The 19,149-nt window shown below is 68.6% G+C and carries 21 protein-coding genes and 1 pseudogene; 8 read left to right on the top strand and 14 right to left on the bottom strand.

The window, feature by feature from the left end:
• From ON23_RS30935 to ON23_RS30885, 11 genes and pseudogenes are all read right to left on the bottom strand, one after another.
• Positions 1–495, bottom strand: a pseudogene (locus tag ON23_RS30935) (hypothetical protein); the annotation flags it as partial.
• Between the two features lie 74 nt (positions 496–569).
• Entirely contained in the window at positions 570–1,652 is a 1,083-nt protein-coding gene (locus ON23_RS30930) for a sensor histidine kinase (RefSeq protein WP_083904348.1), read from the bottom strand.
• Entirely contained in the window at positions 1,649–2,350 is a 702-nt protein-coding gene (locus ON23_RS30925; protein ID WP_039782724.1) for a response regulator, read from the bottom strand. Before ON23_RS30925 ends, ON23_RS30930 begins: the two co-directional genes overlap by 4 nt.
• Before the next feature lie 74 nt (positions 2,351–2,424).
• Complete coding sequence (locus tag ON23_RS30920; RefSeq protein WP_210743360.1) at positions 2,425–3,156, bottom strand: inositol monophosphatase family protein; 732 nt, start codon at positions 3,154–3,156, stop codon at positions 2,425–2,427.
• A 233-nt stretch (positions 3,157–3,389) separates the two neighbouring features.
• Complete coding sequence (locus ON23_RS37250; RefSeq protein WP_039782723.1) at positions 3,390–4,373, bottom strand: acyl-CoA dehydrogenase family protein; 984 nt, start codon at positions 4,371–4,373, stop codon at positions 3,390–3,392.
• Between the two features lie 141 nt (positions 4,374–4,514).
• Positions 4,515–5,612, bottom strand: a complete 1,098-nt coding sequence (locus tag ON23_RS30910; protein ID WP_039782722.1) for an acyl-CoA dehydrogenase family protein — start codon at positions 5,610–5,612, stop codon at positions 4,515–4,517.
• 54 nt (positions 5,613–5,666) lie between these two features.
• Positions 5,667–6,083, bottom strand: coding sequence for a nuclear transport factor 2 family protein (locus ON23_RS30905; RefSeq protein WP_039782721.1), 417 nt, complete (start codon positions 6,081–6,083; stop codon positions 5,667–5,669).
• Positions 6,070–7,281: a metal-dependent hydrolase family protein gene (locus tag ON23_RS30900; RefSeq protein WP_039782720.1), complete on the bottom strand. Its 1,212-nt coding sequence runs from the start codon at positions 7,279–7,281 to the stop codon at positions 6,070–6,072. The genes ON23_RS30905 and ON23_RS30900 overlap by 14 nt, the downstream gene beginning before the upstream one ends.
• Before the next feature lie 4 nt (positions 7,282–7,285).
• Positions 7,286–7,627 carry a hypothetical protein gene (locus tag ON23_RS30895; protein ID WP_039782719.1) on the bottom strand — a complete coding sequence of 114 codons (342 nt, stop codon included), beginning with the start codon at positions 7,625–7,627 and terminating at the stop codon, positions 7,286–7,288.
• On the bottom strand, positions 7,614–8,879 hold the full coding sequence (locus ON23_RS30890) for an aromatic ring-hydroxylating oxygenase subunit alpha (protein ID WP_039782718.1): 1,266 nt from the start codon (positions 8,877–8,879) through the stop codon (positions 7,614–7,616). Before ON23_RS30890 ends, ON23_RS30895 begins: the two co-directional genes overlap by 14 nt.
• 4 nt (positions 8,880–8,883) lie before the next feature.
• Positions 8,884–9,414, bottom strand: coding sequence for a carboxymuconolactone decarboxylase family protein (locus tag ON23_RS30885; protein WP_030516360.1), 531 nt, complete (start codon positions 9,412–9,414; stop codon positions 8,884–8,886).
• Positions 9,415–9,708: 294 nt separating this feature from the next.
• Here ON23_RS30885 and ON23_RS30880 point away from each other — a divergent pair, with 294 nt between their 5' ends.
• From ON23_RS30880 to ON23_RS30850, 7 genes are read left to right on the top strand one after another with little or no spacing between them, the layout of a single operon-like run.
• Complete coding sequence (locus ON23_RS30880; RefSeq protein WP_036510142.1) at positions 9,709–10,014, top strand: hypothetical protein; 306 nt, start codon at positions 9,709–9,711, stop codon at positions 10,012–10,014.
• A gap of 31 nt (positions 10,015–10,045) precedes the next feature.
• The gene (locus tag ON23_RS30875) at positions 10,046–11,224 is read left to right on the top strand and encodes an acyl-CoA dehydrogenase family protein (protein WP_039782717.1); all 1,179 of its coding nucleotides are present in this window, start codon (positions 10,046–10,048) and stop codon (positions 11,222–11,224) included.
• Positions 11,224–11,988, top strand: a complete 765-nt coding sequence (locus ON23_RS30870) for an SDR family NAD(P)-dependent oxidoreductase (protein WP_039782716.1) — start codon at positions 11,224–11,226, stop codon at positions 11,986–11,988. The genes ON23_RS30875 and ON23_RS30870 overlap by 1 nt, the downstream gene beginning before the upstream one ends.
• Complete coding sequence (locus ON23_RS30865) at positions 11,988–13,232, top strand: CaiB/BaiF CoA transferase family protein (protein ID WP_039782715.1); 1,245 nt, start codon at positions 11,988–11,990, stop codon at positions 13,230–13,232. The genes ON23_RS30870 and ON23_RS30865 overlap by 1 nt, the downstream gene beginning before the upstream one ends.
• The gene (locus tag ON23_RS30860; RefSeq protein ID WP_039782714.1) at positions 13,222–14,061 is read left to right on the top strand and encodes an enoyl-CoA hydratase/isomerase family protein; all 840 of its coding nucleotides are present in this window, start codon (positions 13,222–13,224) and stop codon (positions 14,059–14,061) included. The genes ON23_RS30865 and ON23_RS30860 overlap by 11 nt, the downstream gene beginning before the upstream one ends.
• Positions 14,054–15,199, top strand: a complete 1,146-nt coding sequence (locus tag ON23_RS30855; RefSeq protein WP_039782713.1) for a thiolase family protein — start codon at positions 14,054–14,056, stop codon at positions 15,197–15,199. Before ON23_RS30860 ends, ON23_RS30855 begins: the two co-directional genes overlap by 8 nt.
• A gap of 13 nt (positions 15,200–15,212) precedes the next feature.
• Positions 15,213–16,361, top strand: a complete 1,149-nt coding sequence (locus ON23_RS30850) for an acyl-CoA dehydrogenase family protein (RefSeq protein ID WP_039782712.1) — start codon at positions 15,213–15,215, stop codon at positions 16,359–16,361.
• Positions 16,362–16,421: 60 nt separating this feature from the next.
• Here ON23_RS30850 and bfr read toward each other — a convergent pair whose 3' ends face one another.
• From bfr to ON23_RS30835, 3 genes are all read right to left on the bottom strand, one after another.
• Complete coding sequence (bfr, locus tag ON23_RS30845) at positions 16,422–16,904, bottom strand: bacterioferritin (RefSeq protein WP_039782711.1); 483 nt, start codon at positions 16,902–16,904, stop codon at positions 16,422–16,424.
• Positions 16,905–16,962: 58 nt separating this feature from the next.
• Positions 16,963–17,154, bottom strand: coding sequence for a (2Fe-2S)-binding protein (locus ON23_RS37245; protein WP_083904347.1), 192 nt, complete (start codon positions 17,152–17,154; stop codon positions 16,963–16,965).
• 155 nt (positions 17,155–17,309) lie between these two features.
• Positions 17,310–18,305 carry a GlxA family transcriptional regulator gene (locus ON23_RS30835; protein WP_039782709.1) on the bottom strand — a complete coding sequence of 332 codons (996 nt, stop codon included), beginning with the start codon at positions 18,303–18,305 and terminating at the stop codon, positions 17,310–17,312.
• 102 nt (positions 18,306–18,407) lie between these two features.
• Between ON23_RS30835 and ON23_RS30830 the strand changes: the two genes are divergently transcribed.
• Positions 18,408–19,149: MFS transporter (locus ON23_RS30830; protein WP_245556198.1), on the top strand; the 742-nt coding region annotated here is incomplete at its 3' end.

Genomic DNA, 19,149 nt, shown 5'->3' with positions numbered 1-19,149 from the left:
CACGGTTGCCGCCGCGACCAGACCGGCGACCCCCGCGGCGGGCAGCACGCCCGCCGGGTAGACGACCCGGCGCCGGCGCGGCGGAACGGGTGGCGCAGATCCGGGATCGCCCGGTGCCCACTGCCTGCCGGACCGGAAGTGCTGCGGTCCGGGAGCTTGCCCGGGTAGCCAGGCGCCGCTGCCGGCGGTGAGCTGATCGTCGTTCGACGCGTCTCCTGTCGTATCGCCGACACCGTTGCCAACCGTGGTGTCCGCCGATGAACAGGGTTGCGGCGCAACCAGTTTCGCTGCACTCGCCGCAGGAGATGCCGGTGCCGGTGTCACCTGATCATCCGAAACCTCCGGGACGTCCGGGCCCAGGGGGCCGTCCAGGTCCGGCGGGGTTCCGGCTCGCTCCGGTTCCGAGGAGGCGCCGGAGCGTGCCGGACGATCGTGGGCGGCGGAGTCCACCGGTTCCGGTGTTCGCGTGCGGTCGGCGGTGGGTTCTTCGGGCACAGCTGTTCCCTCCTGAGGGTGTGCGATACCGGCCCGGGACCGAATCGGTCTGGCGGGCTGCGGGTTTCGGGGTGTCAGTGGTGGTGCGGCGCGGTGGCCGGGAGTATCACGCGGATGCGGGAGCCGGGTTCGGCGACCGCGATGGAGCCGTGGTGCAGGTCGACCACCCAGCGGGCGATGGCGAGTCCGAGTCCGGTGCCGCCGCCGTCGGTGCTGCCGCCGCGGGTGAAGCGGTCGAAGATGCGCTCGCGTTGCGCGGGAGGAATGCCGGGCCCGTCGTCCTCGACATCGATGACGAGGTGCTCGCCCGCGGTGTGGGCGAGCAGGCGGACCTCGCCGCCGGCGGGACCGTGCCGGGCGGCGTTGTCCAGCAGGTTCAGCAACACCTGATGCAAGCGGGCGCGGTCGGCGTACACGGTGGCGGTGGCGGGATCGATCGTGCTGCGGAAGTGGATTCCGCGACCGAGGGCCGCGGTCATGACCTCCGCCTCGGCGGTCACGGTCGCGAAAGTCGGTGCGATATCGAATTGTTCGCGGTCGAGCGGGATCGCTCCGGCCTCGATACTGGACAGATCGAGCAGCTCGGAGACGAGTCGGCCGAGCCGTTCGGTCTGTGCCAGTGCGGTTTCCAGTGTTTTCGGGTCGGGCTCGGATACGCCGTCCACCAGGTTCTCCAGCACGGCGTGCAGGGCGGTGATGGGGGTGCGCAACTCGTGCGAGACATTGGCGATCAGTTCGCGGCGCTGCCGGTCGGCGGCGGCGAGATCGGTCGCCATCCGATTGAACGCCTCGGCCAGCTGCCCCACCTCGTCGCGGGAGGACGCGCGCACCCGGGTGGTGTAGTCGCCGTGTGCCATGCGTTGCGCGGCGGCGGTCATCTCCCGCAGCGGCGTGATGATGCCGTGCGCCAGGAATTGGGACGACACCAGGGCGATGAGCATCGCGGTCACTGTGGTCATCGGCGGCAGCCAGCCGATCCGGTGACTGAACCAGGCGAAGGCGAGCCCGCCCGAGAACGTCATCAGAACGGCCAGTTTGAGTTTGATGGACCGGATTCGATCCAGCGGCCGCGGTAGCCGATCCGACAATTGCGTTACCAGGCTCGAAGCCCGGAGATCGGCACGGTCGCCGGCGTCGAGGGCGGCCCGCGCGCTCATCGGGTCTCCAGGGCATAGCCGACGCCGTGGACGGTGCGGATGAGGTCGGCGCCGAGTTTGCGTCGCAACGCCTTGATATGACTGTCGACGGCCCGGCTGCCGGCCGCATCCGCCCAGTCCCAGACCTCCTCGAGGAGCCGTTCCCGGGCGAGCACCGCGCGGGGACGCCGGGCGAGCCGGGCCAGCAGATCGAATTCCAGTGGCGTGAGCTGGGCTTCGACCCCGCCGCGCCAGACCCTGCGCTGATCGCTGTCGATGCGCAGATCGCCGACCACGGTGACCGCCCCGCGCTGATCACCGGCGCGCTCGACCCGCCGCAGCAGCACATGCACGCGCGCGGTGAGCACTCGCAGCGAGAACGGTTTGGTCAGATAGTCGTCCGCGCCGACACCGAGCCCGATCAGCTGGTCGGTTTCGTCGGTCCGCGCGGTGAGCATCAGCACCGGTATCGAGCGCTCGGCCTGGATCCGCCGGCACACCTCCAGCCCGTCGAACCCGGGCAGCATGACGTCGAGGACCACCAGGTCCGGCTCGAACGTCCGCGCGGCCGCCACCGCCGCGGGCCCGTCCGGGGCCGTGGCGACCGTGAACCCTTCGGCCCGCAGCCGCGCCGCGACCGATTCCGCGATCGTGGATTCGTCGTCCACGACCAGGATCCGCCGCGCCGGCGTGCCCTCCACCAGTGGGTTCTGTTCCATGCTCCGGGAGCCTAGCGATCTCGTGTGGAGAGAACCGGTATCAGTTGTGGAGATTCTGTGTGGTCGGTCGGATATCAGTCGCGGCGCAGATACTCCAGTAACTCGTTGTGCAGCAATCCGTTCGACGCGACCGCGCCCCCGCTGAGGGGGCTGGGGGTGCCGTCGAAGCCGGTGAAGGTGCCGCCGGCCTCGGTGACGATGACCGCGTTGGCGGCCATGTCGCCCGGGGAGAGGCGAGGATCGGCGCAGCTGTCGATCGCGCCCTCGGCGAGCATCATGTAGGACCAGAATTCGCCGTAGGCCCTGGTGCGCCAGACGTCGTGGGACAGGGCGAGGAAGTTGTCCAGCCGGCCGTCCTCTTCCCAGGCGGTGACGGTGGAGTAGGCGAACGAGGCGTCGGTGAGGTGGGAGACGCCGGAGACTCGCAGGCGGGAGGCCGAGGTGAGGCTGCGGCCGGTGAAGGCGCCGTGGTCTTTCGCGGCCCACCAGCGGCGGGCGAGGGCGGGCGCGGAGACGACGCCGACGATGGGGCGATAGCCGCCCGCGGACACCTCGAGCAGGGAGATCTGGGTAGCCCACACCGGGACCCCGCGCACATAGTTCTCGAGCCCGGTGATGGCGTCGACCACCCAGCAGCGGGGACCGCCGCCCTCCAGCCCGTCGCCCGCACCCAGGACCGCGTCGCGCGGGCGGGACCGGCGCAACTGGCCGCGGACGAGTTTCTCCACGGCATTCTCGGCGTCGGTCACCGCGGCCAGATCCGGTCTCGCCCGCATTGCGCGATCGAGGCCCTTGAACCGGTCCATGGTCGCCGCGTCGGCGGAATCGGCGAGGACATGGGCGAAACGGAGATCGTCGTCGAGGTGGTCGTGCACCACTGCAAGCTATCCGCAGCCGATGGACACTGCCACCGCCTCTGGTCGGCTCATGCTGAACCAGGCGTGCAAACCTCGGGGCATTCGGCGGTTTTCCGCATTATTCGCCGAGGTTTGCACGATCTGTTCGGCCCCCGGCACCGCAGGCGCCGGGCGCGGACATCTCACAGCTGCGCGAGCCGCGGTGCGGCGGCGCGCGTGCGCACCCAGGCGCCCGCTTCACGGGTCAGTTCAGCTGCGCTGCCGAGCAATCCGTCGAGGACCAGGGCCCGGCGAGCGTGCCGATGAAAGTCATGTTCGGCGGTGAATCCGATACCGCCGAGGACCTGTTGGCAGTGGCGGGCGGCGATGCGGGCGGCGTGGCCGGCGGCGGCTTTGGCCAGTAGCGCGCCGAGATCGGTGTCGGCGGTGGTGAGCGTGGCCTCGGCGCCCTCGATGGCTACCAAGGTTTCGGCCAGGCGGTGCCGGACGGCCTGGTGGGCGGCCAGCGGGCGCCCGAATTGGGCCCGGTCGAGGGCGTGACGGCGCGCGAGATTCAGCATCGCGCGGCTCGTTCCCGCGAGCCACCAGGCGAGCGCGCGGCGACCCTCGGCCAACGGAAGCGTCTCGCCGGCGGGCACTCGGCGCAGCGGTAGTTCGGGGTCCAGCCCCGGTGCCGCGGAAAACGGTTGTGAGGCAGTCGGATCGGTACCCCCGCTGACGCCGTATGCGTCGAGTCGGGCATCAGCGGTCGACCGGTCCGCCGGGTCCACCGCATCGGGCTGGATTCCGCCCGGTCCTGGCGCGGCACGGCCGATCGGATCGGGCCCGGGATCCGCAGCGGTCACGGGGGTCGCGGCCGGAGAAGAGGGTGCCACGACGGTTCGCTCCCACATCATCCAGCGGCCACCGGTGAAGGGGAGCGCGACGGTGGCCGGCAGGTCGCGGCCGGCGGCGCGCGCGATGACGTCGTTGAGCACGGGCGCGTGGGCACCGGTCTCACCGAGCAGCCGGAATACCAGGGGTATCGCCACTTCCGGAGTTTCGGTCAGCAGGTCGAGCCAGCCGAAGTCGAGGAGCGCGTGATCCAGCGCATCACCCGTGCTGCCGGTCATGGTGGCGCGCAGGCTGTCGGTCAGCAGCGCGATCTCATCGGCGTCCATGGTCATCCGTTCGAAACTCGGTGCGGTGCAGTGCAACCGGGGCCCCGGCCGTGTGGCGGCCGGACCGGGCCATGCTGCGCGACGTGAAGGGAGTCGAGGTCTCGGCCCACACGCGGCGAACACGCGCGGCAGGTGAACGCCCGCGTCTCATTCCCGCCCCAAATCGAGCAGGCGGCGCGCGATGATGTTGCGCTGGATCTCGGCCGTCCCGCCGTAGATCGTGGCCGCCCGCGAATACAGGTATTCGGTACGCCATTCCTCGTCATCGAATTCGACTGCGCCCGGAAGCAAGTCGCGTGCGGTGTCGAACAGTTGTTGTTCTGCGGTGGCCAGCAGCACCTTGTCGATCGAGGTCTCGGGACCGAGGGGTTGTCCGTCCGCCAGCCGCCGCTGCGTGGCGCGCGACCGGCACCGCACGGTGTGCAGCGCGAGATAGGCAGCGCCCAGTGCGGCGTCGTCGCGCAGGTCCGTCTCCGCGATCAGCGCGTCCAATCGGGTGAACAGGTAGGCGATGCGGTGCCAGAAGCAGGTGGACCGTTCGTGCGGCAGCAGATCCATCGCCACTCGCCACCCGTCTCCGGGCTCGCCGAGCATGCGCTCGCCGGGCACGACGACATCGTCGAAATACACTTCGGCGAATTCGTCGACGCCGTGCATGGTCCGCAGCGGGCGCACGGTGATCCCGGGGGAGTCCGTATCGACGAAGAACGCGGAAATGCCCTGGTGGCCCGGCGCGGTGCGGGTCAGCAGGACACAGCGGGCGGAGTACTGGGCCAAGCTGGTCCAGACCTTCTGGCCGCTGATGATCCACGTGTCGCCGTCGGCAACGGCTTTGGTGCTCAGGGATGCCAGATCGCTACCGGAACCCGGTTCGGAGAACCCCTGGCACCACTGTTCGCGCCCCGACAGCAGCGCCGGCACCATCGCGGCGGCCAGTTCCGGCCGGGCGTAGGAGATCATCGTGGGCGCCAGCACTTCCACCATCGAGTAGATGCCGGGTTCGGCCAGGCCGCGGGTGGCGACTTCCTCACCGAGTACCGCTCGCAGCACCGCCGGCCCGCCGAGCCCGCCGACCTGTTCGGGCCAGCCGTAGCGCATCCAGCCCGCGTCGAAGAGGGCGCGCCGCACCCGGGCCAGCTGGGCGACCTGGCCGTCGAGGGTGCGGTCCGGGCCCGGCGTGAGGTCGTGGTCGGCCAGCCACCGGCGCAGCTCGTCGCGGAACGTCGCGATTTCCGTGATACCCATATCTGTGATTGCCTCGATCACTCTGTGCGAACGCCACTTCGGGCCGGATGCCGCTCAGACGGCAGGACGGTCGAAAGCGTGGGGAATACCCGAGTCGTGGTCGCCGCTGCGCCGGATGAAGGTCATCGCGCGGGTCTTGATCCGCCAGCCGTCCTCGGTGCGGACATAGGTGTCGCTGTAGTAGCCGATCCGCATGTCGTGGGTGGAGTGCTCGACGAAACACAACGTCTGCGTGCCGGAGGCGCTGTCGCCGTCGAGTTCGAGCACCGGTGTGCCGGTCATGAACAGGCCCTTGGGGGCGGCGGCCACCAACTCGGGGAAGATGTCGAGGGTGTAGGTGTCGCCGAAGGCGCTGTAGGTGCCGTCGGATGCGAAAACCTCGACCAGCCCCTCGATATCGCCCTTCGTGATGGTGACCGCGTAGCGTGCCAGCAGCTGCTGGATATCGAGCAGATCGTCATTTCTGGACATACACTTTTCCGCCTTTCATCACGAATCGCACGTCCTGGGTCACGGTGATGTCGTCGACGGGATTGCCCGGCACACCGATGATGTCGGCGAGCAGGCCGGGGGCCAGCCGGCCGCGGTCGTCGGCGTCGATGAGTTCGGCGGCGTCGACCGTGCCCGCCCGCAATACGTCGATGGGCTTCAATCCGCGTTCGACCAGTGCCACCAGTTCGTCGGCGTTGCGGCCGTGCGGGATGGCCGGCGCATCGGTGCCGACCGCGATGCGCACCCCCGCGTCGTAGGCGGCCTTGACCGACAGGCGCGCCTTCGGAAACATTTCCGCGGCCTTGGCCTGCAGCGCCGGATCGGCCTGGGAGACGTCCATGGCGTCGGCCAGACGGGTGGTGGGCACCAGCCAGGTGCGGGCGGCGACCATTTGCGCGATGGTTTCGTCGTCGATCAGGAAACCGTGTTCGATGCAGTCGATTCCGGCGGCGATGGCGTGCCGGACCGCCTCCGCGCCGTGGGTGTGTGCGGCGACCTTCAGTCCGCGCCGATGCGCCTCGTCGACGATCGCACGCAGTTCCTCGTCCGAATAGTGTTGTGCGCCAGGGGCTCCGGTGAGCGACATGACGCCACCGGATACGCAGATCTTGATCAGCTGGGCGCCGTATTTGATCTGGTAGCGCACCGCCCGGCGCACCTCGTCCACACCGTTGGCGATGCCCTCCTCGATGGTGAGGTTCAGCACGTCGGGCATGAACGCCGAGAACATGGTCGGATCCAGATGACCGCCGGTGGGGGTGATGGCGTGTCCGGCCGGCACGATCCTGGGACCGTCGACCCATCCCTTGTCGATCGCCTTGCCCAGCGCCACATCCAGCAGATAGCCACCGGTTTTGACGAACAGCCCCAGATTGCGCACGGTGGTGAATCCCGCGCGCAGCGTGCGGCGGGCATTGCCCACCGCGCGCAGCACCCGGGTGGCCGGATCGTCGGTGACGCTGGAGGCCAGTCCGGTTTCCCCGCGCCCGCCCATGAGCAGGTTGACTTCCATATCCATCAGGCCGGGTAGGAGCACCAGATCGCCGAGATCGACGATCTCGCCCTCGGGTTCGCCGCCCACGCCGACGATGCGGTCGTCTGCGACCCGGACCACGCCGGGACGGATGATCTCACCGGAATCGATGTCGAGAACACCGGCGGCCTTCAGCGTCAGCATCGGTCTACACCACCGTCTCGCGCACGAGATTCAGATAGGCCGCGCCCGAATCGGGCACCCGCGGCTGCTTCCACACCTCGACCGGGAACGACACCATGATCAGCGACTGCATCAGGTGCGTCAGATACCGTGCGTCGTCGGGCATGTCGTCGAGCGGGAACTGGTCCAGATAGTCGAGCGCTTCCTCGAGGCGAGGGAATGCGGCGTCGTAGAACGCTTGCATCTGCGCCATATCGGAGGCGAGCCGCTTGCGGTAGCGTTCGGGTTCGGTGTCGATGATCCAGTCGGAGAACTTCTCCAGTTCGGCGAATTCCCCGGGCAGTTTCTTCGTCTCAGACGTCGGCATCGCGGTACTCCTGAACTTTGCGCTGCGCGACATGATGCAGATGCCGCAGCAGGACTTCCTGGTCGTTGAGCGGGAATTCCTTGACGACGCTGGTTTCCAGCATCGTCTGGGTGGCCTCCAGTGTGTTGGCGTCCTGCAACGCGTATTCCTTGAACGTCACGCCGGTCAATTCCTGGCGCAGCCGTTCGCGGGCGTTCTTGGGCGGTGTGAAATACAGGTTCGCCTCGAAGATGTGGGTGCGCACCGAGGTCGGCCACCAGTTGTAGGTGAGGAACCAGCCCGGCGCCCACACCAGAATCGCGAAATTGGGAAACACATCGAATTCGTCCACGCCCCAAGCCCGATGGCCGGACGGATTGATACCGGCGGGCATCGGATCCAGCCCCTCGATATCGGGCCGGTCCCACGGTCCGAACAGGCCCGAGCGCAGCACCCGCTCGATCGGCTTGACCATGTTGAGGTCCTTCGGCGGCGCCATACCGCCCCACGAGGACACCATCGAATGGGGAGTGTCGATCTGATAGTGCAGGGCTTCGAAGCCGACGTCGGCCAATTTGTCGGCCTCGTCCTTCACGGCTTGCTTCATATGCAGGATCGGGGCGTGATAGAACTCGGCGAACGCGTCGATGAACAACTTCCAGTTGCTGCCCACCTCGGCTTTGTAGCTGTAGACCTCGGTGAATTCGTGAAAGGGAAATCCCTCCAGCCCCTTCACCATCGGGCCGAGGTAATCCTGCAGCGGCGGGGCCTCGGGGTCGACATTGACGAAGATGAACCCCTCCCACACCTCGCAGCGCACCTCGGCGAGGCCGTAGTCGGCCTTGTCCATACCGAAGAATTCCTTCTCCTGCTGGACGAAGGTGCAGGTGCCGTCGAGGTTGTAGCGCCAGGCGTGGTACTTGCACGTGAACTGCCGGCAGGTGCCGGAGGTCTCCTCGTTCGGGAAGTCGTCCCACACGAGTTTGTTGCCGCGGTGCCGGCAGATGTTGTGGAAGGCGCGGATCACGTCGTCGGTGCCGCGCACGATGATCAGCGAGGTGCCGATGCAGGCCAGTTCCTTGGTGAAGTAACTGCCTTTGCGTGGCAGCAGCACGTCGCGGCCGACGCACAGCCAGCTCTTGCGGAAGATGGCGTTGCGCTCGTCCTCGTAGAACTGCGGGTCGATCGAATCGGTGTAGTCGACGGTGCCGGTCCCCAGTTCGGGATAGTTCTCGGTCCAGCTTCCGGCGGCTGGTTTGCTGAAGTGCGGCAAGGGATTACCTCTCGTGATCGGGCTGGATGCCGAAGGTGTTGAAGGCCATCGCGACCATGGCGTAGCCGCCGACGGTGAAGACCAGATCCATGCGCTGGCGTTCGTCGAGGTAGTCGCTCAACGCGGCCCAGGTGGTGTCCGACAGTTGCGACTTCTCGTCGAGTTCGTCGACCGCCGCGAGCAGCAGCCGATCGAACTCGCCGGTGAGCCGTCCGTCGCGGATTCCGTCGATGTCGGCGTCGGACAGGCCGGTCGAGTCGGCCATCGCGACATGGTGGGCCCATTCGTAGGCGCACTGACGGCGGTGCGCGATGCGCAGGATCGCGATCTCGCGCACGCGCGGCGGCAGGGTGGATCGGAACAGCAGGTAGACGCCGAAGCCGAGATACGCCTCGGCCAGGTCCGGATGTCTGGCCAGAGCCGACATCGCGGGTCCGGCGCCGTCGGGATTGCGCCGAGCACGTGGCAGCAGAGCGGCCAGGGCGCCGCGGGTCCGATCGTCCCATTGATCGGCCGGCAGGGGCGGCAGGCGCATCCTTCCTCCTCTCATTCAGGAGAATGACATTCTCCTCAACGGACCAATAGATTTTCACGCCGGGGGCCGACTCGTCAATGTCCAGCGGGAATCGATCGAAACCGGCTGGTCGGAAGCGGTTCGTTCCGGGTGCGCGCAGTGTCCATCGGTCGTCGCCGCCGGTGACGCCGCCCGTTCGTCGAGGCGGGCGAGTGGGGACGCCGCCCGGCCCTCGCGCAGAAGTAGAAGGTTGATTCTCCAAATATGAGAAGATAGTTTTCTAGTTGGATAGTCCAGGAAAGAGGAGTCGAGAGCATGGCAGCCCTGCGTCCCGGTGAACAGCTCGCCAGCACCGTCTGCGGCACCAAGGTGGTGGTGGTGCGCGCGCCCGCCGATGCCGATCCCGTAGTGACCTGTGGCGGAAGCCCTCTGGTTCCCGCCGCGAGCGCGCCACCGGTCGCCCCCGCCGCGGGGGAACCGGTGACCCTGATCGGCAAGCGCTACGTCGACGCCGCCGACACCGTCGAATTGCTCTGCACCAGTTCGGGTTCCGGCGAACTGAGCTGCGACGGCGCCCCCATGACGATCAAGGCGGCCAAGGCGCTGCCCGCGTCGGACTGAGCGGTGTGGTGACCGGAGAGCAGGAGTGCGCATGTCCGCCGGAATGACCTTCGAGCCGACCGAGGATCAGCAGGTGATCCGCTCGGCGGTGGCCGAACTGTGCCGTAAATTCGACGACCGCTACTGGATGCGCAAGGACCAGGACCACGAATTCCCCACGGAGTTCTACCAGGCGATCGCCGCCGGCGGCTGGCTCGGCATCACCATCCCCGAGGAGTACGGCGGCCACGGGCTGGGATTGACCGAGGCGACCATCCTCGCCGAGGAGGTCGCCCGCTCGGGTGGCGGAATGAACGCCGCCACCGCGATCCACCTGTCCATCTTCGGCATGCAGCCGGTGGTCAGATACGGATCCGAGGAGCTCAAGCGGCGGACGCTACCGCGGGTGGCGGCCGGCGACCTGCACGTCTGCTTCGGTGTCACCGAACCGGGCGCGGGTCTGGACACCAGCCGGATCACGACCTTCGCCCGCCGCGACGGCGACCACTACATCGTCAACGGCCGCAAGGTGTGGATCTCCAAGGCGCTGGAGTCGGAGAAGATCCTGCTGCTGACCCGGACCACCGGCTACGACGAGGTGACGCGCAAAACCGACGGAATGACCCTGTTCCTCACCGATATCGACCGCGCGCACATCGATATTCGCCCGATCACCAAGATGGGCCGCAACGCGGTCTCCTCCAACGAGGTGTTCATCGACGATCTGCGGATTCCGGTCGAGGACCGGGTGGGCGAGGAGGGCGAGGGCTTCCGCTATCTGCTCGACGGACTGAATCCGGAGCGGATGCTCATCGCGGCCGAGGCGCTCGGCATCGGCCGCGTCGCGCTGGACCGGGCGGTCAAATACGCCGGTGAGCGGGTCGTCTTCGACCGGCCGATCGGCATGAATCAGGGCATTCAGTTTCCGCTCGCCGATTCGCTGGCCCATCTGGACGCCGCGGAACTGGTGCTGCGCAAGGCGACCTGGCTCTACGACAACGGTAAACCCTGTGGCCGCGAGGCGAATACGGCCAAATACTTGTGTGCCGACGCCGGCTTCACCGCCGCCGACCGCGCCATGCAGACCCACGGCGGGATGGGATACGCCGAGGAATACCACGTCGCCCGCTACTTCCGCGAGGCGCGCGTCATGCGCATCGCCCCCGTCAGCCAGGAAATGATTTTGAACTACCTGGGTTCGCACACATTGGGATTGCCGAGGAGCTACTGATGCCGGCACGAGGACTTTTCGATCTGACCGGCCGCGCGGCCATGGTCACCGGCGCCGCGGGCGGTATCGGATCGGCGGTGGCGCAGGCGCTGGCGACCGCGGGCGCGGCGGTACTGGTCACCGATATCGACGCCGCCGCCGCGGCGGCGGTCGCCGACAAGATCGTCGGCGCCGGTGGGCGCGCGGCGAGTTGCGCGCTGGACGTATCCGATCGTGGCGCAGCCGATTCCGCGGCCGAACAGGGCGCGGCGCTGGCCGGGGGCACGCTGCACATCGTGGTCAACAACGCCGGTGTGACGGCGCCCGCGATGTTCGGTGCCACCACCGTGGATTCGATGCGCCGCCTCTACGACATCCACGCGCTGGGCACCTTCAACTGCGCACAGGCGGCGCTGCCGTTTCTGCCCACCGACGGCACCGGGCGCATCATCAACGTCACCTCCTCGGCCGGGCTGACCGGAACGCTGGGGCAGGTGAACTATTCGGCCGCCAAGGCCGCGATCGTGGGCATCACCAAATCACTGGCCCGCGAGCTGGCCCGCAAGAACATCCTGGTCAACGCGCTGGCACCGCTGGCGGCCACGCCGATGACCACCACCATCCGCACCGACGAGAAATTCGCCGCGCAGATGCTGAATCGAATTCCGTTGCGCCGCTGGGCCGATCCGGACGAGGTGGCCGGGGCGTTCGTCTTCCTGGCCTCCGACGCCGCCTCGTTCGTCACCGGGCAGGTGCTGCCGGTGGACGGCGGCATGGTGATGTGATGATCATCGATCCGCAGGCGGCGGGCCCGCTCGCCGGGGTGACGGTGGTGGCGCTCGAACAGGCGGTGTCCGCGCCGATGTGCACCCGCACCCTCGCCGACTTCGGAGCCCGGGTGATCAAGGTGGAGAACCCGGACGGCGGCGATTTCGCCCGCTACTACGACGACGTGGTCGCGGGGCAGGCCGCGCATTTCGTCTGGGTCAACCGCGGGAAGGAATCGGTCACTCTCGACCTGAAATCGGCTGCGGGCGTGGACCTTCTGCATCGCTTGCTCGACCGTGCCGATGTGCTGGTCGCCAATCTCGCACCCGGCGCGCTGGACCGGCTGGGATTGTCGCCGGCGGAGTTGGAGAACCGGCACCCGGATCTGATCTCGCTGACCATCGACGGATTCGGCGCGGGCGGGCCGCTGTCGCACAAACGCGCCTACGACCTGCTGGTCCAGGCCGAGGCCGGAGTATGCGCGGTGACCGGAACGGCCGGCGCGCCCGCCAAACCCGGGCCACCGGTGGCGGATGTGACCACCGGACTGTATGCGGCGCTGTCGATCGTGGCCTCCCTGTGCGGGCGGCTGCGGCGCGGGCCGGGGCCGGGCACGGCGATATCGGTGAGCCTGTTCGACACCATGGCCGAGATGATGGGCTATCACCTCACCTACGCCCGGCACAGCGGAATCGACCAGCAGCCGCTCGGCATGAGCTCACCCGCCGTGGCGCCCTACGGCGCCTACCCCACGGCCGACGGACAGACCGTCGTGCTGGGTACGACGAACGATCGGGAATGGCAGCGCCTGGCCCGCGACATCCTGCAACGCCCGGATCTCGCCGCCGACGACCGCTTCCGCACCAATCCCGGCCGGGTCGCCCATCGCGCCGATCTCGACGAGGCGATCGGAAGCTGGTGTGCGCGACACGATCTGGCCGAGATCCAGGCGGCCGCCGACGCCGCCGGAATCGGCAATGCGCGCTACAACCGGCCGAGCGAGGTCCTGGCCCACCCGCAGCTGTCCGAGCGCGATCGCTGGCGCGGTATCGACACCCCGAACGGGCCGATCCCGTCCCTGCTGCCCCCGGCCGTGATCGAGGGCTACCACCCGCCGATGGGCGCGGTGCCGGGCCTGGGCGAGCACACCGACGCGGTGCTGGGCGAAATAGGGTGCAGCGCAGCGGAGATCGAGCGGTGGCGAGCTGACGGCTCGATCGGGCGCCGATACCTCGGGACAGGTGCCGCCCATGTGCGATGACGCGGTTCTGCGGTGCACCGATCACGCGGGTGTGCGGACGCTGACCTTGAATCGTCCGCATCACAAGAACGCGATCGACGCCGAACTGTGGTCGGCCTTGCAGGACGTGCTGCGTGCCACCGCGACCGATCTCGATGTGCGCGCGGTCGTTCTCACCGGCGCGGGTGGTGAATTCTGTTCCGGCGCGGACATTTCCACACCGGACAACACCCACCCGACCTATCGGATGCGGGCTCTGACCGAGGTGGCGCTGGCTCTGCACGAGTTGCCGATGCCGACCGTGGCGAAGGTGCGCGGCGTGGCCGTCGGTGCCGGGTGGAATCTCGCACTCGGCTGCGACTTCGTGGTGGCGACCCCGCAGGCGCGGTTCGCGCAGATCTTCGCCCGGCGCGGGCTGTCGCCGGATCTGGGCGGCACCTGGCTGCTGCCCAAGATCGCCGGGTTGCAACAGGCGAAAAGGCTTGCGCTGCTGGGCGAGACGATCGACGGCGCACAAGCGCGCGAGCTGAACCTCGTGACGTGGCTGTGCGACGACGCCGAGATCGACGCGTTCGTCGATGACCTGGCGGCGCGGCTGGCGGCGGGCCCGCCGGTGGCGCTGGCCCAGACCAAGGCACTGCTCAACGAGGGCGCCGACCGCAGTCTGCGGGAGGCGCTGGCCGGAGAGGCGCGAGCACAGGGCATCAATTTCGCCACCGCCGACGCACCGGAGGCCTTCGCCGCCTTCGCCGAGAAACGCCCACCCCGGTTCACCGGCCGCTGGACGGTGACCAGGCCGCCGATCCGCCGCACGGACCGGCCCGACAAGGAAAGTCGAACAGATGCGTGAGGTAGTCATCGCCGCGGCGGCCCGCACCCCGATCGGCAAACGCAACGGCGCCCTGGCGGGCGTCCACCCCGTGGACCTGTCCGCGCTGGTGTTGTGCGCTCTGGCCGAGCGCACCGGTCTGGATCCGGCCGTCGTCGACGACGTCATCTGGGGATGTGTCTCCCAGGTCGGCGACCAGTCCTCGAATATCGGCCGCTACGCGGTACTGGCCGCGGGCTGGCCGGACACCGTTGCCGGCACCACGATCAACCGCGCGTGCGGATCCAGCCAGCAGGCAGTCGATTTCGCCGCCGCCGTGGTCGGTTCGGGGCAGCAGGACCTGGTGATCGCCGGCGGTGTGGAAGTGATGAGCCGGGTTCCGCTGGGCTCGGCGCGCGCCACCGGCATGCCGTACGGGCCGAAAGCCCGTGCCCGCTATCACGATTTCTCCTTCGATCAGGGCATCTCGGCCGAACTGATCGCCGAGAAGTGGGGTTTCACCCGCACTCGTCTCGACGACTACGCCGCGCGCTCGCACGAGCTGGCGGCCGCGGCCGTCGACCGCGGGGCCTTCGACGATCAGATCGTCGACGTGACCGCCGGTACGGCCACGATCGTCGCCGACGAGGGCATCCGCCGCGGCACCTCCGCCGAGACGCTGGCCCGGCTGAAACCGGCCTTCCGCGCCGACGGCGTGATCCACGCCGGCAACGCGTCGCAGATCTCCGACGGCGCGGCCGCGGTGCTGGTCACCACCCCGGACCGCGCCCGTGAGCTGGGGCTGACCCCGCTGGTCCGCTATCGCGCCGGCGCGGTGACCGGCGCCGATCCGGTACTGATGCTCACCGGCCCGATCCCGGCGACGGAGAAGGTGCTGCGCCGGTGCGGGCTGTCGCTCGCCGAGATCGGGGTGTTCGAGGTGAACGAGGCGTTCGCGCCGGTGCCGCTGGCCTGGCTGGCCGAAACCGGCGCCGACCTCGACCGGATGAATCCGCTGGGCGGAGCCATCGCGCTCGGCCATCCGCTCGGCGCGTCGGGCGCGGTCCTGCTGACCCGCATGATCCATCACATGCGCGACAACGGCATTCGCTACGGCCTGCAAACCATGTGCGAGGGCGGCGGGACCGCCAACGCCACCGTCGTCGAACTGCTGAACTGATCGGAGAACCGGCGTGCGCCGAGAACTGTTCACCGCCGACCACGAATCGTTCCGGGCGCTGGCCCGCGAATTCATCGGCAAACATGTGGTCGAGAACTACCCGGACTGGGAACGCGCCGGCCGGATGCCGCGCGAAATCTTCACGCGGCTGGGCGAATTGGGTCTGCTCGGCATCGCGATCCCCGAGGAGTACGGGGGAGCGGGGCTGCGCGACTACCGCTACAACGTGGTGCTGCAGGAGGAGGCGGCGCGGGCACTGGTCACGCTGTCGACCGTACGCACCCAGTTGGACGTGATCCTGCCGTACTTCCTCGACTACGCCGACGCCGGCCAGCGCCGGCGCTGGTTTCCCGGCCTGGCCTCGGGACAGCTGCTGACCGCCATCGCCATGACCGAACCCGGCACCGGCTCGGATCTGGCCGGGGTGCGGACCACGGCCGTCCGCGACGGGGACCACTACGTTCTCAGCGGTGCCAAGACGTTCATCACCGGTGGGCTGCTGGCCGATCTGGTGATCGTGGTGTGCCGGACCTCCACCGATCCGGACAACCGCCGCCACGGGCTGACCCTGCTGGTCGTGGAGGACGGGATGCCCGGCTTCGCTCGCGGCCGGGTACTGGAGAAGATGGGTTGCAAGGTGCAGGACACCGTCGAGCTGTCGTTCGACCAGGTGCGGGTGCCGGTGGCGAACCGGCTCGGCGAGGAGGGGGCGGCCTTCGGCTACCTCGGCCACAATCTGCCACAGGAACGGCTGACCGTCGCCGTCGGCTCGGTGGCGCAATCGCGCGCCGCGCTCACCGCGACCGTCGATTATGTGAAGCAGCGCACGGCATTCGGCACACCGGTCGCCTCGTTCCAGAACACGAAATTCGAAGTGGCGGCCATGTCCGCCGAGATCGAGGCGGCCCAGACCATGCTGGACCGGGCGGTCGCCGACCTGGTCGACGGGGTGCTCTCCGGCGCCGACGCCGCCCGCGTGAAGCTGTTCTGCACGGAGATGCAGGCCCGGGTGGTCGACCGCTGCCTGCAGTTGTTCGGCGGCTACGGCTACATGACGGAATATCCGATCGCGCGGCTCTACACCGATGCCCGGGTGGCGCGCATCTACGCCGGAACCAGTGAGGTGATGAAGACGATCATCGCCAAATCGCTGGCGTTGTAGACGCTGTCGGCACACGAACACCCGGCCGCGAGCGCTCGGCGGCCGGGTGCTGTGCCGGCGTCAGTCCCCTTCGGGGGTGTCGGTGTAGCGCTGCAGATAGAGCTGCTCACCCAGCGCACCCAGCAGTGCGATCTCGGTTTCGAGGTAGTCGACGTGGCTTTCCTCGTCCTCGAGGATCGACTCGAAGATGCGGGCGGAGGTGACGTCGCCGCGCGAGCGCATCAGCTCGATCCCGCCGCGCAGCCGGGTCACGGCCTCCATCTCGATCTGCAGGTCGGCCCGCAACTGTTCCGGGACGGTCTGGCCGATCCGCAGCGGATTCAGCTTCTGGTAGTTCGGCAGACCGTCGAAGAACAGGATCCGATCGGTGAGGACCTCGGCGTGCTTCATCTCATCGATGGATTCGTGACGCGTGTGCCTGGCCAGCTTGGGGTAGCCCCAGTTCGCCTGCATCTTGGCGTGCAGGAAGTACTGATTGATCGCCGTGAGTTCGGCCGTCAACTGCTCGTTGAGCAGCGCGATGATTTCCTTGTCGCCTTCCATGACGTGTGATCGTGGCACAGATCACAGGTCAGGGGAATGAGCGGGGTGCGTGTCGGTGTCAGGCAGCAGTCGGCTCGGCCGGTGCGTCGGTGCGCGCCCGGCCTATCGCCTCGGCCAATCGGGCGGTGCACGAGCCGCAGCCCGGCTTCCAGCCACAGGCCTTCTTGACTTGTCTGGTCGAACAGGCGCCGGCGGCGACGCAGGTGTGCACGTCTGCCTCGGAGACGGCGTTGCAGATGCAGATGTACACGGTCGGCCTCGGATTGCTCTGTACGACAATTGCGGGGTCGCTTCGGGAGGTAAGCCTCGCCTAAACAGGTAACCCTTGCCTAAGGTAGCACCCGGGGAGCGGGGGTTGTCAATGGGCAGGCGCGCGTCGCGGACATGCTGCCTGCCGGGCGCCGCTCACGGCGCGACCGGCTGATCGTGCTCCGTCCTCGGCTGCCGGAACGTCTTGCGATAGGCGATCGGCGCGACGCCGAGCTGGGTGCGCAGATGATGGCGCAGCGAGGCGGCGGTACCCATACCGGACGCGCGGGCGACCTCGTCCACGGTGAGGGCGGTGGTTTCCAGGAGATGGCGGGCGTGGCGCATCCGCTGGTGCAGGATCCAGGCGCCGGGCGCCGTGCCGGTTTCGGCCTTGAAGCGGCGGGTGAACGTGCGCACGCTCATGCGGGCGTGTGCGGCGAGGGTGGTGAGATCCAGATCCTCGTCCAGTCGCGCGAGGGCCCATTCCCGGGTCGCGGCGGTGCTTTCCGCTCCCGGATCCGGGACCTGCTGTTCGATGAACTGCGACTGCCCGCCTTCGCGCCACGGCGGTACGACGCAGTAGCGCGCGGCCCGGTTCGCGGCCGCGCTGCCGTGGTCGGAGCGCACCAGATGCAGGCACAGATCCACCCCGGCCGCCAGCCCCGCGGCGGTGCAGACCTTGCCGTCCTCGACGAACAGCAGATCCTCGTCGAGCAGGACGGCGGGAAACAGGGTGCGAAAGTCCGCCGCGTACTTCCAGTGCGTGGTGGCGCGGCGGCCGTCGAGGATGCCGGCCGCGCCCAGGACGAACGCGCCGGTACAGATCGAGACGATGCGCGCATCGGGCCGGATCGACGCCAGCGCGGCCGCGACCTCGGGTGACAGGACGCCGTCATGCCGTGGGCCCGGCATGGCCGTACCCGGCACGATCACGGTGTCGGCGCGGCCCAGCAGCTCGGCGCCGTACTCCGGGGTGATGGTGTAACCGCTCGTGGATGGGATCGGGGACCGGTCCAGACCGCAGATCCGCACGTCGTAGAGCGCGGTGCCGTCGTCGGCGGTGGCCGCGCCGAGCACGGTCGGCGGAATCGTCAGATCGAAGCCGACGATGGGCGCCAAGGCCAGTACGGCCACCAGATGCGGGTCCGGCACGGTCGCCTCCTCATCATGGAAACAGGGGAATGGCTGAATCTTTACGCATTATGGCATTCAGGCCACTCGTCGGCGACCCGCATGATTCGGCACGCTCTTCCGGTGACCGATATTCGCCTCACCGACCCCGTCCCTTCGCCACCGCCCGAGCGGCCCACGACGCGATTCGCACGCGGTCCGCATCCGGCCTGGACCGTCGCCGCCGTCGGTTTCGTCGCGCTGCTGGGCGCGGCCGCGTTCCGCTCGGTGCCGAGCGTGCTGATGGATCCGCTGCACGAGGAATTCGGCTGGTCGCACGGCACCATCGGCGCCGCCGTATCGGTGAATATGCTGCTGTACGGGGTGATTTCGCCGTTCGCGGCCGCGCTGATGGATCGGTTCGGCATTCGGCTGGTGGTCGCGTGCGCGTTGTTGCTCGTCGCCGCCGGCAGCGGGCTCACCGTCTTCATGACCCAGCCGTGGCAGTTGATGGCGACGTGGGGGCTGCTGGTCGGCGTCGGCGTGGGATCGATGTCGATGCCGTTCGTCGCCACCATCACCGGACGCTGGTTCGTCCGGCACCGCGGTCTGGTCACGGGGGTGCTCACCGCCGCCGGCGCCACCGGACAACTGGTGTTCCTGCCGCTGGTCTCGATGCTGGCCCGCGACCACGGCTGGCGGGCACCGGCACTGGTCGTCGCCGCGACCGCACTGGCGGTGGTGCCGCTGGTGTTGCTGTTCATCCGCGACTTCCCCAGCGACATCGGGCGCACCGCCTACGGCGCCGGTCCCGGCAGCGACGCGGGCCTGCGCACCGCGGCGGCGGGCGGCGCGGCGCGGGCGCTGACCGTCCTGGCCGCGATCG

The sequence above is a fragment of the Nocardia cerradoensis NBRC 101014 genome, from assembly GCF_000308535.1.
GTDB classification, from domain to species: domain Bacteria; phylum Actinomycetota; class Actinomycetes; order Mycobacteriales; family Mycobacteriaceae; genus Nocardia; species Nocardia cerradoensis.
Note: the sequence above shows the minus strand (reverse complement) of the source record. Positions and strands in the feature narration are given on the sequence as shown.

What these genes read in the sequence shown, in the direction of transcription:
- ON23_RS30905 (WP_039782721.1), bottom strand. Translation starts at nt 6,083, where the DNA reads ATGTCCAGAAATGACGATCTGCTCGATATCCAGCAGCTGCTGGCACGC.
- ON23_RS30900 (WP_039782720.1), bottom strand. Translation starts at nt 7,281, where the DNA reads ATGCTGACGCTGAAGGCCGCCGGTGTTCTCGACATCGATTCCGGTGAG.
- ON23_RS30895 (WP_039782719.1), bottom strand. Translation starts at nt 7,627, where the DNA reads ATGCCGACGTCTGAGACGAAGAAACTGCCCGGGGAATTCGCCGAACTG.
- ON23_RS30860 (WP_039782714.1), top strand. Translation starts at nt 13,222, where the DNA reads ATGTGCGATGACGCGGTTCTGCGGTGCACCGATCACGCGGGTGTGCGG.
- ON23_RS30865 (WP_039782715.1), top strand. Translation starts at nt 11,988, where the DNA reads ATGATCATCGATCCGCAGGCGGCGGGCCCGCTCGCCGGGGTGACGGTG.
- ON23_RS30925 (WP_039782724.1), bottom strand. Translation starts at nt 2,350, where the DNA reads ATGGAACAGAACCCACTGGTGGAGGGCACGCCGGCGCGGCGGATCCTG.
- ON23_RS37250 (WP_039782723.1), bottom strand. Translation starts at nt 4,373, where the DNA reads ATGACCATGGACGCCGATGAGATCGCGCTGCTGACCGACAGCCTGCGC.
- bfr (WP_039782711.1), bottom strand. Translation starts at nt 16,904, where the DNA reads ATGGAAGGCGACAAGGAAATCATCGCGCTGCTCAACGAGCAGTTGACG.
- ON23_RS30855 (WP_039782713.1), top strand. Translation starts at nt 14,054, where the DNA reads ATGCGTGAGGTAGTCATCGCCGCGGCGGCCCGCACCCCGATCGGCAAA.
- ON23_RS30885 (WP_030516360.1), bottom strand. Translation starts at nt 9,414, where the DNA reads ATGCGCCTGCCGCCCCTGCCGGCCGATCAATGGGACGATCGGACCCGC.
- ON23_RS30920 (WP_210743360.1), bottom strand. Translation starts at nt 3,156, where the DNA reads ATGGACCGGTTCAAGGGCCTCGATCGCGCAATGCGGGCGAGACCGGAT.
- ON23_RS30880 (WP_036510142.1), top strand. Translation starts at nt 9,709, where the DNA reads ATGGCAGCCCTGCGTCCCGGTGAACAGCTCGCCAGCACCGTCTGCGGC.
- ON23_RS30930 (WP_083904348.1), bottom strand. Translation starts at nt 1,652, where the DNA reads ATGAGCGCGCGGGCCGCCCTCGACGCCGGCGACCGTGCCGATCTCCGG.
- ON23_RS30870 (WP_039782716.1), top strand. Translation starts at nt 11,224, where the DNA reads ATGCCGGCACGAGGACTTTTCGATCTGACCGGCCGCGCGGCCATGGTC.
- ON23_RS30910 (WP_039782722.1), bottom strand. Translation starts at nt 5,612, where the DNA reads ATGGGTATCACGGAAATCGCGACGTTCCGCGACGAGCTGCGCCGGTGG.
- ON23_RS30875 (WP_039782717.1), top strand. Translation starts at nt 10,046, where the DNA reads ATGTCCGCCGGAATGACCTTCGAGCCGACCGAGGATCAGCAGGTGATC.